The following is a 16,586-nucleotide window of genomic DNA, read 5'->3' as shown; positions in this document are numbered from 1 at the left end:
CGATTGCGCCCATGTCAGGCATGATTGCCGGGCGCACGGCGGGCGATATGCCGGGCCTGGATATTGCCGAGCAGAGATCGTGGCAGCACTATCTCGACTCGGCCTTGCGGTTGTACGCGACTCTGAACCGGTCGCTTGTCGATGAGCATCACCTCACGCTCAACGATGTCCGGCTTCTCGACATGCTCGATAAGTCCGCCACCGGCTCGGCACGGATGGGGGACCTGGCGGAGCGCCTGATGTCCCTCCCCAGCCGGGTCACGCGACAGATCCGTCGATTGGAGGTGCAGAACCTCGTCACCAGGTGTGCGAGCCCCGACGACGGCCGCGGCGTGGTCGCGACCATCACCGACGACGGCCGGATGGCGGTCCGGGGCGCGATGGTCACCTACGGGCAGTGCGTCCGTGCGCACTTCCTCGGCAGGTTGTCGCGGCCCCAGATCGCGGCCATGGGCGAGAACTGCCGACGCATCAGCGTCGCTTTGCAGTCCGGAGCGCCGCCCGCCAAGCTGGGCCGCGTATAGACCCTTTACGCTTATCGGCGGTGGCGTGGCAGAGCGGCCTAATGCACTCGCCTTGAAAGCGAGAGACGGCTAACACCGTCCGGGGGTTCAAATCCCTCCGCCACCGCTGTGTGATGAGTCGGGTCATGGGTTACACATGAGTCGCGTCATCGGTTACAGAAACCCCCGGCCTTTGGTCGGGGTTTTTTGTTGGTTGGGCCAGTGGTTGCGGTCTGGGTGGCTGGCGTGTTGGCGGCCGACGTTGGCAACTCCGGCTTGCCTCGCGGCTGCCTACCGCAGCAACGCTGCGGTAAGTTCACTGCCAGCAAGTGAGCCCGTGGGGGATAGTCATGGCAAACGAGTTGCAAGTAGATGCGGCAGGCCTGAGGTCGGCCTCGGCCAGCAGCTACACCATCTCAGGGACGCTCGCCGGCGGCGTCTCTAATGCCGCGTCTTCCTCGCAGCCGAGCAGCGCCGGCATCGCTGCGGTAAACGCCGCGCTCGCCTCCGTCCGTGGTCGCCACGCGAACCGAATCACCGGCCAGTCCGATGCTATGTCGACCAGCAGCGCCCGCTACGACACCACGGACTCCGACGGCTCCGACGCCATCACCGTGGTATCTGTGTGAGCGCGACGCCCGCCAGCGCCGTCGCGCTTCCGACTCGCTCTGAGCTCGAAGCCTGGAGCACCACCGACCTCGCCGATGCTGCAGCCAACTGGCGAACCGCAGCCATCGAATCCGAGAGTGCCTTTGACCAGCACCGGCAGAACATCGCCTCGCCAGGCGGAACCACCTGGGAGGGTGATGCCAAGGACGCCGCCCTCGACCGCGTCACCAACGATATCGGGGTGGTCGGAAGCCACGGCGCCGTTCTGCGGGAGGCAGCCGGCATTGCCGAGAACGGCGCCGGTGATATCGAGGCTGCCAAGCGTGATGTGCTCGCGGCGATCCAGGAAACTGAGGACGACGGGTTCCGTGTCGGCGAAGACCTATCAGTGACCGACACCCGCAAAGTCGATCTCACCAATGCCCAAGCCCGCTACGCCGCGGCTGCTGAACACGCCGAGGACATCCGCTGGAACGCCGAGCGACTGGTACAGGCCGACGCTCTCGTCGGTGAGCGCTTGAAGACGAAAGCTGGTGAGCTCGAAGGTATCCGGTTCGAGGGCGAGGACGGGCCGTCCGGCCACGTGCAGCTGGTGAGCAACGAGTTCAAGCAGTCGCCATACATGACGCCTGGAACACCCGACGATCCTGGAGGGTCGGGCCGTGAGCCTCACCCTGACTTTCCGGGCCGGGATGTCAAAGGCCGTTACCTTCCGAACAATTCGGGGGCTTTGGACGGTGCCATTGCAGCCGAACGCCGCATTGCCGAGGAAGAGGTCAACACGGGCAAGACCTTCGACCGGCAACAGATTCGAGTGGCCATCATCGATCCAGCAACCGGCAAACCTATCGTGGACGAAAAAACAGGCAAGCCTCTATATCGGTTCTACGATGCGCTCGAACCGACTGGAACACCCGGACGCTATATCGGTATCGAAGTCAAATCTGGGGAATCACAACCAACTCGGACACAGAAGATTTTCGATAGCACGGTGAACTCCGGCAAACCAGCGACAGGCACACTGAACGGTCAACCGATCCAGATCATCGGTGCACGTGAATTGCGCGCGCCGCTGTACATGCCCGCCGACACACCATCCGCGTCGCCCGGTGAGGGCCCTGGCGGAGCAGCACGCGGCGGGGCTGGTACTACGGCGGTTGCGCCTGCGGTTCCGGTTGAACCAAAAGCTCCGGTGCCGTCGGCGCGGGTGGGCAGTCCGCCGCTCGGGTTGCCACCACTGGGTGGTGCGCCGGAGCCGATGGGTCCGATGCCGGTGCATCCGCCCGGACACATGGCTGGCGATCCTGACCTTCCGGTCATGGGTGACGGTGTGCCTGACGAATACCCCCGATGAGCGGCCACTCAACCAAATCCCCAGTGGCCTAGAAGCATTCAGCTAGACAGACTTCGAAACCTCATCTCGCAGGTCGATCAACCCGCCGTCTTTCGTATACCCCTCGACGGGCCGAAGACTGTATTCACCAGGAATATCACCGGTTTTGAAGTAGCTGTAGAACAAGTCAGCGGCCTCATCAGCGCCAAACAACTCATTCTGGGCCACCATCTCGGGGCCACGCGGCAAAGGGATTGGCGCGACAAGACGCGGACGTTCCTCGGCGGGAGGGTGACCCACCACGTAGCGCACCCAGTCGGCTCCCCACTGCTGTCCACCGGGTTTGCGCAGTTCCACGGTCAACGTATCGGCGCTTCCCGCCGCCTGGATGTATGCCAATCCGTCGAGACCTGCACGTACCGCCTCGACATAGTCCATGTCAGACGGCAGCGTCCACAGCAGCAACGTAAACCGCTCCACACCGTTGAATCGTTGAAGGCGGCGGCGGAACTCGTCAACGTCAGCCCAGCCTGCGATCGATACGACGCTCTTCCCGTCTTGTTCAATCACGTGGGTATAGCCCGACACAGGTGCATTGTAGAGCGACGCCAGATTCCGTGGATTGCCAGATGAGTCCTTGCTGCCGTAGAGCACGGACCGCCGTACTGACTTCAAGTTCATCGTCCATCTCCACGTTGGTTGTTACCCCGGCAGCGAGACACCGCCGCTCTTCGTACATGGCCTTGGACTTATTCGGCTGAACTCCAGCCGTGTGAGGTCTCGACCCGTCCCAGGGACGAACGTGGCATTTCATTGAGCTTCGTCGGGGTTATTGATCATTGGCGTCGCCGATGAACGAGGTTCTCAGTTCCAGTTCCGTGCAATTCATAGCGTTGGGCTCGAGGAGTTGATGAAGCGACGCGCTGAGGCTGGTGGACACCGCCCACCGTCATCTGTCAAGACCGGGCGTGCCCGTCTAGCAGGCGTTTCGTCTCCGGAGACAGGTTCGAAAGCCATCCCGGTCCTTCCGCTGTTGTGATGAGTCGGGTCATGGGTGACACATCAGATGACCTGGCATCGGTGCAGCCCTTGATGCGGTCGATCAGGAGTCGGCGATGACGCAGCGATCGGTGCGCCGCCGCAACCGCATCCTCGCCGGTGGCGTGATCCTCATTGCGTTCGCCGCGATGTGGGGGCAGTACTCGATGTGGCAGCGTTACGGCGTCTTCGACTGGTGGTCCGCGCAGCCCCGCTTCGTGAAGGTTCTCGGCCGAGACTACGAGCGAGGCCGGTTCCACAACCCGCCGACACCGCACTACTGCATCATCGACACGATGTTCCCGTTCGATTACCCGATCGCCGCGGACGTGGTCGGAGGCCCGGATGGCCGTCCGTGCGACTTTCACGGGACGCCGACTGGGGTCTATCTCCGTTGGAAAGACGGGACCTGGACGCAGTACCAGCTCCTCGGAGCGCCATGACGGTACGTGCGGCCACCAGAGTCGGCATCGGGCAGAGACCGAGATGACGGACGAACAGCCATATTTGGTGCAGCTGGGCGATGCGCAGACCGCCGTGGTGCACGCGCTGCTCCACTCCCTGCCCCGCGACGGCTGGACCAGCTGCACCGTCGAGTACCGGTAGCCCGAACACCACAGTGCCCCCGTCGAATCCCGGCGGAACGCGCCTGCATCCGAAATGCGCTGTCGCACTGGAGATGTGGTACGCAGCATGTCACGCTGGTGCATGGCTCAGATTCCAGAAGGGCTGCCCGGGAAGTACTTCCCTCACGCAAGTCACAGATCCCAACGATCCCCTGCGCATCGCGCAGCGGGCACTGGCCGGCGAATCCCTCGCCGCCGTCGCCGCCGAGTACGGGGTGTCTCGGCGCACCCGTGATGCGTTCCCGCGACCTCCCCGGTGGCGGGGTGCTTCTGTTCGTGTGGCGGGCGATGCGGATATGAGGTCGCAAGGTACTTTCGAGCGCTCAGGTTCCGGGAATCAGGAGGAGCTTGCCGGTGGTGTGTTGGGACTCGATGTCCCGGTGCGCGGTAGGGGCCTCGTCCAGGGAGTAGGTGCGGTCGATGAGCACCGTGAGGGTGCCGTCGGCGATCCAGCTCATGACCTGCTCGGCGCGTCGGCGCCACTGCTCGGCTGACTGCTCCGGTGCATCGCCACGGAGGCGAAGAAGATGGACTCCATGGGGCTGGTCCCACAGCCGGATCGGCGGGATGTGGCCTCCCGCGTAGCCGTAAGTGACGAAGGTCCCGCCGACGCGCAGTGCTGCCACGCTGGTCTCGAACAGGGCTTTCCCGGTGCCGTCGAACACGATGTCCACACCCCGTCCGCCCGTGAGGTCCGCGATGGCGGCGCCGAGGTCTGCGACGTCGTTGCGGACCAGTACGTGGTGAGCGCCGGCTTCGAGTGCAACGCCGGCCTTGTGGGGTTGAGACACTGTGGCGAGCACCTGTGCACCGCGGTGGGCTGCGAGTTGTGTCAGCATCCGTCCGACGCCGCTGGCCGCCGAATGGATCAATACCCGAGCGCCTTTGGGCACCGGAACCGCGACGCACGCGAGATAGTGAGCAGTCAGGGCCTGCATGAGTCCACCGGCGGGGGATTCGAAGGGGACGCCATCGGGGATGGGCACGAGTCGAGTATTCGGAACTGCCACCCGCTCGGCGTAGCTGCCCGGAACGCGTTCCCATGCAACTCGGTCACCGACCTGCGCGCCGGATCTGTCACCGGCGGCGATTACCGTCCCGGCGCCTTCGACACCCACCGCCAGCGGTAGTGGGATCCCCGGGACCAGGCCACGCCGGGAGTAGGTGTCCATCAGGTTCACCCCGGCGGCTTTCACTGCGACCACGACCCCGTCTTCTGCCGGTGCGGGGGTCGGCCGCTCCTCGATGTGCAGCACCTCGGCGGGACCATATTCCAACGCGGTGACAACTCGCACTGACTTCTCCATTCGCCTTTGTGCCGCCGCGTGTTTGCGCGACGGTTTTCAATTCACCAGAAAGCGGATGATTACCGTCCGTTTACCACGGTAGCGGAAACGGACGGGCGTCGTACACTTAGCTCGATGCCTGCCACCGAAGATCACGGCGCGCCGGCCGAACGCGCCGACGCCCGCCGCAATCGGCAACTGCTGCTGGACGCTGCGGCCGTCTGTGTCGCCGAACGAGGACTGTCCGTCGCCGCTCTGGACATCGCCGAACGCGCCGGTGTAGGAGTCGCGACCCTCTACCGGCGCTTCGAGACGAAAGAGGCGTTGATCGAGCAGATACTGCTCGACGTGTTCGCCAGACTCGATGCGGCGGGCCAGCGTGCACTGGAGAACCCGGACCCGTGGTCGGGGTTCGTCGACTTCGTCACCGCGATCACCGAGATGACAGTGCAGAACTCCGGACTGGCAGAGGCGCTGGAATCGGTCTCGACACCCGCCGCGTCGGCCGGTCAGCGCAAGGTGCGCAGCCTGATTCGCCGGCTGACACAGCGGGCGCAAAGCGCGGGCGCACTGCGGCCCGACGTGAGTTGGACCGACGTCGTCTTCCTGCCGAAGTCGGCTGCCTCCGGCTCCCGTTGCCTCGGGCTCGTCGCCGGCGAGCAGACCCCGCTGCGAATACTCACCCTGCTCCTGGACGGTCTGCGTACCCCGGAACCGAGCCCTCTACCGGGAACCGCCCCCGCCGCGACGGCGGCGGCATCCCGACGCGGCGCGTAACGGGTCAAGACACAGCGCGGCCGGAGGTCGCGGGGTCGAGGGTGGTCACCGCGACTGCTCCAGGTAGCGGTTCAGCCAGCTGCGGTGGATCCGGCAGTGGACTCCTTCAGTCGGTTGGTTTGCGATGCCGGAGTATCTACCGGCAGTGGGGTCCTCGGTTAGTTTCGCCTTGCGTCCCTTGTACACGCCCTTCGCCTTCGCCAACGCGGTACCTTCCCAATGGAGCTCCAGGATCACGGAGCGCTCGAACTCGGCACGGCGCCGAGCATCGAGAGCAGCAAGGTGTCCATCGGGGAGTCGTCACCGGTGAACGTCATCGCCTCCTTGGCGAACTCGACCCGCACCCCGCGGCTGGTGAGCACGCGGACGGCGGCGAGGCGGTCCATCGAGTGCACCACGAACGTGTCGCTGTCGCGCAGGTACCGCAGGGCTTCGGCGAGCGCCGCCCGGTCGGTGCATTTCCCGATGCCCTTTCGGTGAACATCTGATCCACCGTGATCCCCCTCGAGTTACCGCTCGGGCTTCTGATCCAGGGTGCTGACTCGCTGGTACCCGACACGCTCGCCCATCGCGGCCCTCCCGTACAGGTGACGTCGAGGAGTTGCGTAGACACGTTGTCGAACAATGTGATTCGGTCTCTAGGTGTACGCACTGACAGGAACGAGTGCGCCACGCGTTGGGGTACACCCCAAGTGGACGGGCGATTCAGCGCCGCTGCGGACTATCTCAGTTTCGGTTGAGGCCGAACTCGCGAGTCATCAGCGCTCGCTTGTAGTGGGACTCGGCGTCATCCACTTCCGAAGGAGATGTGCTGGGGCCGAACACCCGCAGAATGCTGAATCTAAAATGCCGGGCGTGGTCGGGAACGGCACGTGATCGCGGTCGGCGATCTCGAGGACGGGCATGGCCGCTGTGCTGGCGGCGCGGCGGTGCCAGACCCGCGGAGTGTCCCACTCCACGACGAGTCGGTTGACGAGCGGCTCCAGGATGTCGCTGCGGCGCAGATCGAAGAAGCGGTTCTCCGCCGTGCGCTCGGCGGTGATCTCGCCGTGGTTCTCGAACACTCCCCACAACCGGGACCGTCGCTTGCCGTCGGCGACCAGGACCACCCAGTACCGCTCAGGTTCGGCAGGGAACTGTCGGGGTGCGGTGCCTTGGAACCGTGTGTATTCGCGGACCTTGTCCTCGGTCTCCTCCGGCCCGCGCAGACTCGACTCTTGGCCGGTGTTGAAGGCGTGCCGTATCACGCGGATGTCGCGCAGGCCGATGGGCGGGTCGTGCTGGGCGCCGATCGCTTCCAGCACGTGGCCGAGTGTCAGGAAAGCGGTGGCGCCAGCGGAATCGCCCTCGTCGCCGGCATCTTTCACATCCTGGGTTCTCACAGGGAGGAGACTACGGCCAGAGGCGCGGGACAACACTGAGTTCGCGGTCGGGGACTACGCCCCGCGGTCGCGCGGGTTGACAGGGTGGCCCAGCCCCTTCCAGAACGCGGAGTTCCGGTCGTGCTGCTCAAGCAATTTCGGCAACACGGAGTCAGCCGCCTTCCCTCGGACGACGATGTCGTCGAGTGAAGCGATGACGTCGAGCACGGATCTCGGCGCGAACTGTCCGGCGAGTCTCTTGGCCTTCACGCGCACGTTGTTTGGCGTCGGGCCGCCGTCGATGACGGAGTGGTTCCACAACCGGTTGTGGTGCGCGCAGCGGTTGCGGAGGTACACCAGCGCTCGAACTCGGTACGGGAAACCGGCCTTGGCGACGCCGACTGGTCGCGACCGCATCCGCTAGCGTCCCCTGCCCGCCGCGCTCGATGCACTTGGACAACGTGCCGAACGAGAACGCCTCGACTGCCGACCAGACGGGTAGGTCTGTGAAAGTTGGCACTCCGCGATCACCTGCCGTGTAGCGCAGAATGTGTCGTTCGCTGCTGCGCTCGATGTCCTTCAAGTACGACTCGACGGTGGGTTCCGCGTTGGCGGCATCGGTGTAGAAGTCCACCTTGAGGTACCGGCCGCTGGGCCCGTGCTCGTTGGCGATGACATGCGCGGTGTGGGTGCGGAGCAGGATCTCGGCCCGGGCGAGCTGCCGGGCGACTGCCGCCCGAAGCGCTTCGTCGGCGTCGTAGATCTCACGGATCTCGTCGAAGGGGGTGTCTGGCCGGAACGTGTTGTCACCCAGGTGCGGCGCCGTCTGGAAGTACCGCATGTACCCAGAGAACCGGTAGTAGTTGTGCGCGGCGAGGAACGCAGCGCACGCACCCTCGTCACCGACGACAACACCGCGCCCGACCAGAAGAGCGACTTGCTCGCCCCACGACAGGCTCGGCTTCACAGGCACCCCAGATAGGAAAAGGCCCCTCCCATTTAAGCATCGTTGAGAGGCTTGGGAGGGGGTCGATTGATACCAATGGAGCCGATGCGCCCGACAGGCCGTCAAGGTTTGGACAGGTGACGCTCCTGACAGGTACCCCCAGCCTCCACTGCCATGTCGATCTCTCGTCTCACCCGGAGCTGCGTCCCGCGGTCGGCGTGACTGGTTCCCTAGTGTTCTGGCCATGAAGGTTCACAAGGCCGTCATCGCAGCCGCGGGGCTGGGTACTCGGATGTTCCCGATCACCAAGACGATCGACAAGGCGATGCTCCCCATCGGTTCGCGGCCGGCCATCGACTTGATCATCGACGAGTGCCGGACTGCGGGTGTCGACCAGATCGCAGTCGTTGTACGGGCCGGATCATCACAGGTGCAGGACTACTACACCCCAGATCCGAACCTGGAATCGCTGCTGGCACGGCACTCCTGGCAGTCGAAGGGAGAGGTGCTCAACGACATCGGCCGGGGAATCGACTTCGAGTTCTTCCATCAGCGCCTTGATGTCGATGACTACGGAACGGCGGTCCCCCTGCTCCTGGTGGAGGATTTCGTCGGCGACGAGTCGTTCTACTACATCTCCGGCGACGACGTCCTCATCGATGCCGCGTCCACATCGACGCTGCACAATCTCGCCGAAAAGGTAGAGGTTGGCGGCAGCGGCGTCGTCGCCCGGGCATGTGATCGACCTGAGGCGGGACGGTACGGAGTCGTCGAAGTGTCGCAACGGGACGATCGGTTGGTATTGACCGAGGTTCGGGAGAAGGTCTCGCCGTCCGATCTCACCTACGATCCCCTCGTCAACATCAGTCGCTACGTTCTTCCATCGGCGGTTATAGATCTCGTGCGCGAGTTGCCAGTCGACCCGCACAGTGGAGAGCGCCGGATCACCGACGCACTACTGCGGCTGGTGGACGTTGGCCTGCCGCCCGTCGTGCATGTGACTGACGGTCAGTACTTCGATATCGGCGACCGTCAAGGTCTGCTGGCCGCGAACAACTTCGTGGCTATACGAGGGCTTCTCTGAAACCAGCTTCTCTGAAACCACGAAGACAGCGGATTTGCGGTGGGTGACCTCGAAACTCCCTCGCCTCCGCCACCTCGCCGTGCCATGCTCCGGTGCATGCCCGAGATCGGCTCCCGGCAGCGGAACCTCCCCGCACCGCCGCGCGTGGTGTTCGGCGACTTGGTGTCGCCGCGGAGCGCCGGTATCCGTCCGTGGCTGAACCTGCTCGATGACGAGGTGGCACCCGAGGTGCTGGAGTCCGAGGAACCGGGTCGGGTGGTGTGGTCCTCGCTGTGGCCGCGTCGGGCTGACACGCTGATCATCTTCGAGCGAGCGCGGGGCGGCGCGGGCGGTGGCACCGACCTGCGGTGGACGCTGACGGTCGACGAGCCGGCGCCCGGCGAGAGCATGACCGGCCACATGCGTAGGCGCATCAACACGCTGATCCACGCGAACCTGCGCTACACCTACGGTCAGTAGGGCCGCTCCACGAGCAGACCGACCGTGTCACCGGTCCGTGGCAAGCTCCCCACATGCCGCCAGCCCCCTACGTGTTGCGAGCCGCACCCGACGTCGTCGAACTGTGGTCACCGGTCCGCTTGCCGTATCAACCGCGCGACTGGGTGCTCGATATGCGTAACGACCTATGTCGAGCGCTGCGGGACTCAGCTCCCAGATCGGGTGGGCGCCTTCACGCCGTGTACAGCGCAGCCGACGACGGCGCGTTCGTCGACACCGAGAACGTGTTGCTCTACAACGTGGGCAGCGGCGCGCTCCGGCCGCTGATGGCACGCTCGGTGACCTTCGAACGCGGCTACGAGATGCCATTGCCACCGCCGGCGAGTGGGCTGACCGAAGGTGCGGCCCTGCACTACCAGCGCTACCGCGAGGCACGCGACAACGCGTTCGAGTTCTGGAGACCGGGAAGGCAGCTGGCCGCGTTCAACGGCGTCCCGGTGGGCTCCGTCGACGACAAGCCTGCGGCGGTGTGGAAGGCGATCCGGGATTTCGCGGCGCCACCCGTCGAGACAGCCGGTGCGCCATCGCAATTCCTCCTGAACCTCCATGTAACGGACACGAGTGAGACCAGGCCGGCGAACTCGTTGGTCTACATCGTCAAGCCGACGCTGGACGGCATCATCAGCGCCTATCACAGCCACGAGGGCTCCGACGGACACGTCGAAGCCCAGCGGCTCGAGGAGGCAGGGCTCGGATCGAGCGAGACGCTACCGGATCAGCTTCTCGATCGACGGTGGGCCGCCCTCGGGGGAAGGCGACTTTTGTCGCCGTTCGGTAGGACCGGAGTGCAGTGGAATCCTGCTGATGACTTCTGCGTCGCGGCCCATATCACTCTGAGCACCGGGGGTTCGGTTGCTGACGGCCACCAGGCCCGGTGGCGGCTGTCCGGGGAGTTGACGGAGGCCATCCCCTTGCGCGACGACTGACAGTCGGCCATGGCTGCCCGAGGGAAGGCTGGGTTTTATGACGCGCTTGACCCAACCGGTAAGCCGGGACAGTTCGTTGGTCTCGAGGTCAAGTCCGGCGGCGCCGACTTAACCCGTACTCAGCGGATTTTCGACAGCACGGTGCCACCACTGGTTGGTGCGCCGGAGCCGATGGGTCCGATGTCGGTGTATCCGCCCGGACACATGGCTGGCGATCCTGACCTTCCGGTCATGGGTGACGGTGTGCCTGACGAATACCCCCGATGAGCGGCCACTCAACCAAATCCCCAGTGGCCTAGAAGCATTCAGCTAGACAGACCTCGAAACCTCATCTCGCAGGTCGATCAACCCGCCGTCTTTCGTATACCCCTCGACGGGCCGAAGACTGTATTCACCAGGAATATCACCGGTTTTGAAGTAGCTGTAGAACAAGTCGGCAGCCTCATCAGCGCCAAACAACTCATTCTGGGCCACCATCTCGGCGCCACGCGGCAAAGGGATTGGCACAACAAGACGCGGACGTTCCTCGGCAGGCGGGTGACCCACCACGTAGCGCACCCAGTCGGCTCCCCACTCCGAACCGCCGTCTTTCCGAATGTCCAGGGTCAACGTATCGGCGCTGCCGCCCGCTTGGAGGTATGCCAACGCGTCGTGACCGGTAGCTCGCGCTTTCTCGTAGTCCATGCCGTCTGGGAGGGCCCATAGCGTCAGGGCAAACCGGTCCGAGCAGTTGAAGGCGTGCAATGGCCGAGCGAAGCGTCGGACGTCGGCATGCCCGATTTCGGCAATGCTCGTACCACCGTTGTATTCGACGACGTGGGTATAGCCCGACACAGGTGCATTGTAGAACGATCCCAGATCCGTGGATTGCCAGATGAGCCCTTGCCGCCGTGGAGAACGGACCGCCGTACTGACTTCAAGTTCATCGTCCATCTCCACGTTGGTTGTTACTCCGGCAGTGAGACACCGTTGCTCTTCGTACATGGTCTTGGACTTATCCGGCTGAACTCCAGCCGTGTGAGGTCTCGACCCGTCCCAGGGACGAACGTGGCATTTCATCGAGTTGTCCCACGCCGCTTCCACTGCTTCCATTTGCCCTTTCCCTTGTTGGTGGGTGTGTTGCCGGCTGCCCAGTCCCGGTGCGCGGCGCGCAATCGGTCGACTTCGGCCTGTGCGGCGGGTTTCGGTCTCCGAGATGCCTTGTGTTTGAACATGTTCCGGTCCACGAACGGCATACCGTCGTGATTGCCGATGAAGTCGTCTTGGGAGTAGAGCCACACCTTTCCTCGGGAGTCAACTGCTCCCACCGGTCAGGGAAGGATTTCGGATCCTGGGGCAGCCGGTTTCTACAGCGCCTCTTGGATTTCAGAATGGTTGTCGTGAGGTGCTGTTACCTGCTCATGCTTCCCGAGGTGGCGGCTGGCCATACGCATCATCACGCGGTCAGCGTTCCGGCTCCGCCAACTCGGACAGCTCCGGACCGCGTACGGGGCGGCCTTGAGCAGACCGAGGGTTTCGTCGAGCAGCTTGAGGTCGAAACTCGTTGGGCTGGAATCGATTCGGACCTACCGTGAGCTCGAGGGCGGTGAGCGCGGGCGTTCGGGAGTGGAATCCGGTGCGCCGCTGTGCATTCCGGTGGCGCCGCATCGGCGACTGTGTGGCGGAGGGAGAGGGCAGATCTGCGTGCCCGCAGCAGGGGCATGTGCCTTCTCCGAGAGGTTCATCGCCTGGTTCGACGCCCGCATGGGCTGACCGAACGGCACGTCACCGCGGCGGCGGAGGTGAACCCATGTCAAGTACGCCGGCATCCGTCTGCTGGCCGACCGCACCCCAGACCGGGAAGACTTGGAGGCCGCCGAGGAGCGCGGCGTGCGATGGCTGCGCTTCACTCAGAGGAGGACCTGGTGACCCGAACCGACACGGCCTCTATCCACATCCCGGCGATACCCGGCATGGTCTTCGCTGCGCTGGTCGACCCTGACGCCCTCGCCGCGTGGCTGCCGCCGGACGGCATGGCGGGAACACTCACCGACTTCGTGCCCGGTCCGGGCGGGCAGTTCCGGATCGTGCTCACGTACCAGGACCCGGCCGGGGCCGATCCGAAGTCAGGTGCCGACGCTGACGTGGTCGAGGCGCGGATTTCAGAGGTGGACCCTGACGCGCGGCTGGTGTGGCAGGTCGACTTCGACTCGGAAGACGCCCGCTTCGCCGGAACGATGACAATGACGTGGACGACACAGCCCGACGGCGACGGCACCCGCGTCACGGTGACCGCCTCGGACGTGCCGCCCGGCATCGGCGAGGCCGACCACCTGGAGGGGCTGCGGTCGTCGCTTGAGCATCTCCGCGGGTACGTGTCGCGCGGGTTCTGAGCCGTGCTGCGTTGCGCGGCTCGAATCAACCAAACATCACGTCGCCACCCCGCGATCACATCAGTGGCCCGTTCGGTCCGCGTTCGCGTGGATCGCCTGGCGGCAGTAGGCCGCCAGGCCTGGCAGCCCGACTGATTCGTCGTAGGTGGCGACGTACCTGGGGTCGCTCACGTACATGTCGCCCAGCTTGCGATGGAGGGCCGGCGGGCAGTCGTAGAACCAGCGATTTACCTGAACCCGGTGTTGCTCCGCCGCATTCATCGCCTCTTCGGAGTCGGGTGGTAGCCCGGCACGGAAGGCATCGGCCAAGGCTTTCTCCACGGCTTCCCCCTCGGCCTTGATCTGAATCCACTCGTCCTTGCCGTAGGACTTTGCTCGGCGCTGCGACTCTTTCCACTCCGGAGTGTCGCCCCACTTCTGCTCGGCCTCAGCCTGGTAGTCGTCGAAGCCGTCGCCGAAGAGTTCGCGCATGTCGTCGTCGGTCATGGGGGTGTTGGTCATCGCTTTCTCCAATGCCTGATCGATTGCCTCGACGAGGTTCTTCATCTCATCGAGCCGGGACATGACGCGTTCGCGCTGGCGAAGCAGGTGGCTGACCTCGTTGCCCTCGTCGAGCAGGTTCGCGATCTCGTCGAGAGACAGCTCGAGCCGGCGGTAGACGATGATCTGGGACAAGCGCGTGAGGTCCGCCGCCGTGTACACCCGATAGCCCGAGGCAGCACGGCGGCTGGGTGTCAACAACCCGATCTGGTCGTAGTGGTGAAGCGTCCGGACCGTGATGCCGAATCGCTCCGCGACTTCGCCCACCGTCAGTTCGTCCACCTGCTGCTCCTGCGTCACATCGATCAGACTGGCGCCTCACGTCGCGTGAGGGTCAAGGCTGCACTCTCGAACTTATTCGAAAACCGGGGGCTATCGAACTTGTCAAGGCGGGCTATCGACGGAAGTCCTTGCGGCGGTAGGCTGACCGGGTTCGTGTCCCGTCTCACCGACCGCGCCACGTCACGGCGCCGCGCATGACACGCATCGAAACGAAGGGGCAACCCCTTCCACGCCGGTGAACCGGCATCGTCCCCGCCGTCCTCGGAAAGACGGCGCAGCTCTGCGGTACCTCGCGCTGTGGCGGCTGGAAGTCGAGAGAGCCGAACGCCTCCACCGGTCCGGTGGCTACGTCTACCGCGGCCCCATCGGCTGCCCCTGCTGCGACGGGCAGATCTGGGATGACTCCCGTGACCGGCTCGAGGCCCTGATCCGACGTCGCGGCAAGCACGCCCACAAGCTCCGGGTTGAGGTGCAGCGCCTCGATGGCCGCTTCCGCGCGGTCACCGTGGAGCGCGACGCCTGGGCCTCTGCTCCGTGGTGGCTCCGCCGGGAACCGTGGGACTGACCAGGTGGCCGTGGAACACCTTGGCGCTCAAGCGGTTCAGGTGCGTGCGATGGCCGCTACAGCCGCCAGGCGACGGTGACGAAGGCCAGGACGCCCAGCATCGCGATCAGGCCGGCCATGATCCCGGCCAGGGAGTACGGCAGGTTGCGGTCTTGCGCGCGCAGCGCCGCGACTTCCTGGCGGTGCTGAAACCAGGCCAGTATCAGCGCGGTCAGCCCGATGCCGATCATCACCATGCCCACGATCCACGGGCTGACCACGGTGCGGTGATTCTGCTCGGCCTGGTATTGGAAGAACTTGAAGATGGTGAAGCCGAACGCGATCAGTGACGTGCTGGTGCGGATCCACGCCATGGTGGTGCGTTCAAGTGCCAGGCGGGTGCGTTCCACCGCGAGCCGGGTCGATGTGTCCATTGGTTGGTCAGCCACGGAACAATGTTCGACGAGGATGGGCGGATGTGCATGCTTTCGCGTGAAAGATACTGTCGGTCAGGGTGATTCGTCGTACCGGTGCGGGGCTATGCGCCGGCGTGGAAACCCTGAACGGTGCCGTCGGTCTCCCGGCGGTGCACTGCGCACGCCCCGCCGCCGGACCGCTTCACCCCGTACATGGCGGCATCGGCGTGACGGATCACGTTGTCCAGCGAGAAGTGCGGTTCCGTCGCGGCCATCGACGCGACACCGACGCTCACGGACAGTTTCCGGTCGCCGACGTCGATACGGGTGAGTACCTCTAGTCGATCCAGCAGTTCCGACATGGCGGGGTCGTCGATCATCGTCACCAGAACCAGTTCGTCACCACCGAGCCGCGCGGCGATCTCCCCTGGGCGGACGATGGACCGCAGTCGTTGCGCCATCGCAATCAGCGCCACGTCGCCGGCCGCGTGGCCCTCGTCGTCGTTGAGCCGCTTGAACCGGTCGATGTCGCACACCGCCACCACCAGGTTCGTCGGCGGCGTCCTGCTCGATACGACTCGACGCACGGCCGCGTGGAGGCCGCGACGGTTGAGCAGCCCGGTCAACTGATCGCGGTGGGCGGACCGCGCGACCTGGGCGACCGCGCGGCGGCCGCTCTCGATGAGGACGCAACCGGTCAGCGGGAGCAGCACCACCCACATCAGTGCCGGCATGTAGATCGTGAACAGACCCCACAGGCTGACGTCCTGTCGCAGGACTGCCCAGCCAGTGATGCCGGCGATAACCATGGCGCCGAAGGCGCAGTGCACGGCCAGCAGTCGCGCCCCGAGGAGGAATCCGACGAAGATTCCTGTCATCCCGAGGTACACGGTGGTGCACAGACGCGCCTCGGTGGTGGACATGGTCGCTGCGACGGCGGCCGCGGTGACGTCGGCCCACACCACGAAGGCGACCGCGGCCTCGTACTGCGGCCAGGGCCGCCGCAACCACCGGCACCCGATCACGGCACCCGAGATCACCGCCGCGGCCTGCACCGATCGGGACACCACACCGGTCGGCCCTGCCGGATTGAACTGGACGACGATGCCCAACCCCGCCAGCGCGAAACAGCTCAGCGCCGTCACCGTACTGAAGGCGCTCATGAACCGGCCGTCACGCAGAGCGTCCGTAGCAAACTTGAACTCGGCCCTACTCAAGCAATTCTCCGTCTTCGCCATGCCGCTTGTACTGGAACAAGCTGCCATGAAAGCGGCTGCGGTGTGTCTCTTGGGGGCGATTTGGCACATTCTCGTGCTGTTGCCGTGATGAGGCGTCGGCACCGTTGCGTCAGCGCGAAGTGCAGCTGGTGGGCCCTCCCGGTCGCCAAAATGCGGCAAATACCTCATGCGCTGTCACCGATCCGCCACACACACTGTCGGAGAGGC

At 64.8% G+C, this 16,586-nt stretch carries 18 protein-coding genes, 1 tRNA gene and 1 pseudogene; 11 read left to right on the top strand and 9 right to left on the bottom strand.

Going from position 1 to position 16,586, the window contains the following annotated elements; translation table 11 throughout:
* The first annotated feature begins 11 nt into the window (after positions 1 to 11).
* The 4 genes from RMCB_RS24785 to RMCB_RS36655 all read left to right on the top strand — a co-directional run bounded on the left by RMCB_RS24785 (position 12) and on the right by RMCB_RS36655 (position 2,466).
* Positions 12 to 524, top strand: coding sequence for a MarR family winged helix-turn-helix transcriptional regulator (locus RMCB_RS24785; protein ID WP_029370875.1), 513 nt, complete (start codon positions 12 to 14; stop codon positions 522 to 524).
* A 19-nt stretch (positions 525 to 543) separates the two neighbouring features.
* Positions 544 to 630: transfer RNA gene (locus RMCB_RS24780), tRNA-Ser, on the top strand.
* A gap of 223 nt (positions 631 to 853) precedes the next feature.
* A complete protein-coding gene (locus RMCB_RS24775; protein WP_062830999.1) occupies positions 854 to 1,132 on the top strand; it encodes a hypothetical protein in 279 nt (92 codons plus the stop codon).
* On the top strand, positions 1,129 to 2,466 hold the full coding sequence (locus RMCB_RS36655; protein ID WP_063979667.1) for a hypothetical protein: 1,338 nt from the start codon (positions 1,129 to 1,131) through the stop codon (positions 2,464 to 2,466). Before RMCB_RS24775 ends, RMCB_RS36655 begins: the two co-directional genes overlap by 4 nt.
* Positions 2,467 to 2,508: 42 nt before the next feature.
* On the opposite strand, the gene RMCB_RS24765 is transcribed toward RMCB_RS36655, so the two are convergent.
* Positions 2,509 to 3,126 (bottom strand): hypothetical protein, encoded by a 618-nt coding sequence (locus RMCB_RS24765; protein WP_131805574.1) that lies wholly within the window; start codon positions 3,124 to 3,126, stop codon positions 2,509 to 2,511.
* A gap of 434 nt (positions 3,127 to 3,560) precedes the next feature.
* Between RMCB_RS24765 and RMCB_RS24760 the strand changes: the two genes are divergently transcribed.
* Entirely contained in the window at positions 3,561 to 3,926 is a 366-nt protein-coding gene (locus tag RMCB_RS24760) for a hypothetical protein (RefSeq protein ID WP_062830879.1), read from the top strand.
* Positions 3,927 to 4,432: 506 nt separating this feature from the next.
* Here the strand turns inward: RMCB_RS24760 and RMCB_RS24755 are convergent.
* On the bottom strand, positions 4,433 to 5,404 hold the full coding sequence (locus RMCB_RS24755) for a zinc-binding dehydrogenase (protein ID WP_165606320.1): 972 nt from the start codon (positions 5,402 to 5,404) through the stop codon (positions 4,433 to 4,435).
* Positions 5,405 to 5,530: 126 nt separating this feature from the next.
* Between RMCB_RS24755 and RMCB_RS24750 the strand changes: the two genes are divergently transcribed.
* Positions 5,531 to 6,172, top strand: coding sequence for a TetR/AcrR family transcriptional regulator (locus RMCB_RS24750; protein WP_062830877.1), 642 nt, complete (start codon positions 5,531 to 5,533; stop codon positions 6,170 to 6,172).
* 45 nt (positions 6,173 to 6,217) lie between these two features.
* Here RMCB_RS24750 and RMCB_RS35890 read toward each other — a convergent pair.
* The 3 genes and pseudogenes from RMCB_RS35890 to RMCB_RS24730 form a co-directional block, all read right to left on the bottom strand.
* Positions 6,218 to 6,741: pseudogene (locus tag RMCB_RS35890) on the bottom strand (recombinase family protein).
* Between the two features lie 189 nt (positions 6,742 to 6,930).
* Positions 6,931 to 7,554, bottom strand: a complete 624-nt coding sequence (locus tag RMCB_RS24735; RefSeq protein ID WP_234792229.1) for a hypothetical protein — start codon at positions 7,552 to 7,554, stop codon at positions 6,931 to 6,933.
* Positions 7,555 to 7,705: 151 nt separating this feature from the next.
* Positions 7,706 to 8,506, bottom strand: coding sequence for an Abi family protein (locus RMCB_RS24730; protein WP_234792228.1), 801 nt, complete (start codon positions 8,504 to 8,506; stop codon positions 7,706 to 7,708).
* Between the two features lie 217 nt (positions 8,507 to 8,723).
* Between RMCB_RS24730 and RMCB_RS24725 the strand changes: the two genes are divergently transcribed.
* From RMCB_RS24725 to RMCB_RS24715, 3 genes are all read left to right on the top strand, one after another.
* The gene (locus RMCB_RS24725) at positions 8,724 to 9,563 is read left to right on the top strand and encodes a sugar phosphate nucleotidyltransferase (protein WP_062830875.1); all 840 of its coding nucleotides are present in this window, start codon (positions 8,724 to 8,726) and stop codon (positions 9,561 to 9,563) included.
* 96 nt (positions 9,564 to 9,659) lie between these two features.
* The gene (locus tag RMCB_RS24720; protein ID WP_062830998.1) at positions 9,660 to 10,022 is read left to right on the top strand and encodes a hypothetical protein; all 363 of its coding nucleotides are present in this window, start codon (positions 9,660 to 9,662) and stop codon (positions 10,020 to 10,022) included.
* A 53-nt stretch (positions 10,023 to 10,075) separates the two neighbouring features.
* A complete protein-coding gene (locus RMCB_RS24715; RefSeq protein ID WP_062830874.1) occupies positions 10,076 to 10,987 on the top strand; it encodes a hypothetical protein in 912 nt (303 codons plus the stop codon).
* Positions 10,988 to 11,296: 309 nt separating this feature from the next.
* Here RMCB_RS24715 and RMCB_RS24710 read toward each other — a convergent pair whose 3' ends face one another.
* Positions 11,297 to 12,079, bottom strand: coding sequence for a hypothetical protein (locus RMCB_RS24710; RefSeq protein ID WP_131805573.1), 783 nt, complete (start codon positions 12,077 to 12,079; stop codon positions 11,297 to 11,299).
* A gap of 812 nt (positions 12,080 to 12,891) precedes the next feature.
* Here RMCB_RS24710 and RMCB_RS24700 point away from each other — a divergent pair.
* Entirely contained in the window at positions 12,892 to 13,359 is a 468-nt protein-coding gene (locus tag RMCB_RS24700; RefSeq protein ID WP_072278542.1) for an SRPBCC domain-containing protein, read from the top strand.
* A gap of 60 nt (positions 13,360 to 13,419) precedes the next feature.
* On the opposite strand, the gene RMCB_RS24695 is transcribed toward RMCB_RS24700, so the two are convergent.
* Positions 13,420 to 14,181 (bottom strand): MerR family transcriptional regulator, encoded by a 762-nt coding sequence (locus RMCB_RS24695; protein WP_062830996.1) that lies wholly within the window; start codon positions 14,179 to 14,181, stop codon positions 13,420 to 13,422.
* 235 nt (positions 14,182 to 14,416) lie between these two features.
* Between RMCB_RS24695 and RMCB_RS24690 the strand changes: the two genes are divergently transcribed.
* Positions 14,417 to 14,746, top strand: a complete 330-nt coding sequence (locus RMCB_RS24690) for a hypothetical protein (protein WP_062830871.1) — start codon at positions 14,417 to 14,419, stop codon at positions 14,744 to 14,746.
* Between the two features lie 56 nt (positions 14,747 to 14,802).
* Here the strand turns inward: RMCB_RS24690 and RMCB_RS24685 are convergent, their stop codons facing one another.
* A complete protein-coding gene (locus tag RMCB_RS24685) occupies positions 14,803 to 15,174 on the bottom strand; it encodes a YidH family protein (RefSeq protein WP_131805572.1) in 372 nt (123 codons plus the stop codon).
* 89 nt (positions 15,175 to 15,263) lie between these two features.
* A complete protein-coding gene (locus tag RMCB_RS24680; protein ID WP_062830870.1) occupies positions 15,264 to 16,304 on the bottom strand; it encodes a GGDEF domain-containing protein in 1,041 nt (346 codons plus the stop codon).
* Positions 16,305 to 16,586 lie beyond the last annotated feature (282 nt).

Origin of the sequence: Mycolicibacterium brisbanense (genome assembly GCF_001570425.1) — a bacterium.
Taxonomy (GTDB): domain Bacteria; phylum Actinomycetota; class Actinomycetes; order Mycobacteriales; family Mycobacteriaceae; genus Mycobacterium; species Mycobacterium brisbanense.
Note: the sequence above shows the minus strand (reverse complement) of the source record. Positions and strands in the feature narration are given on the sequence as shown.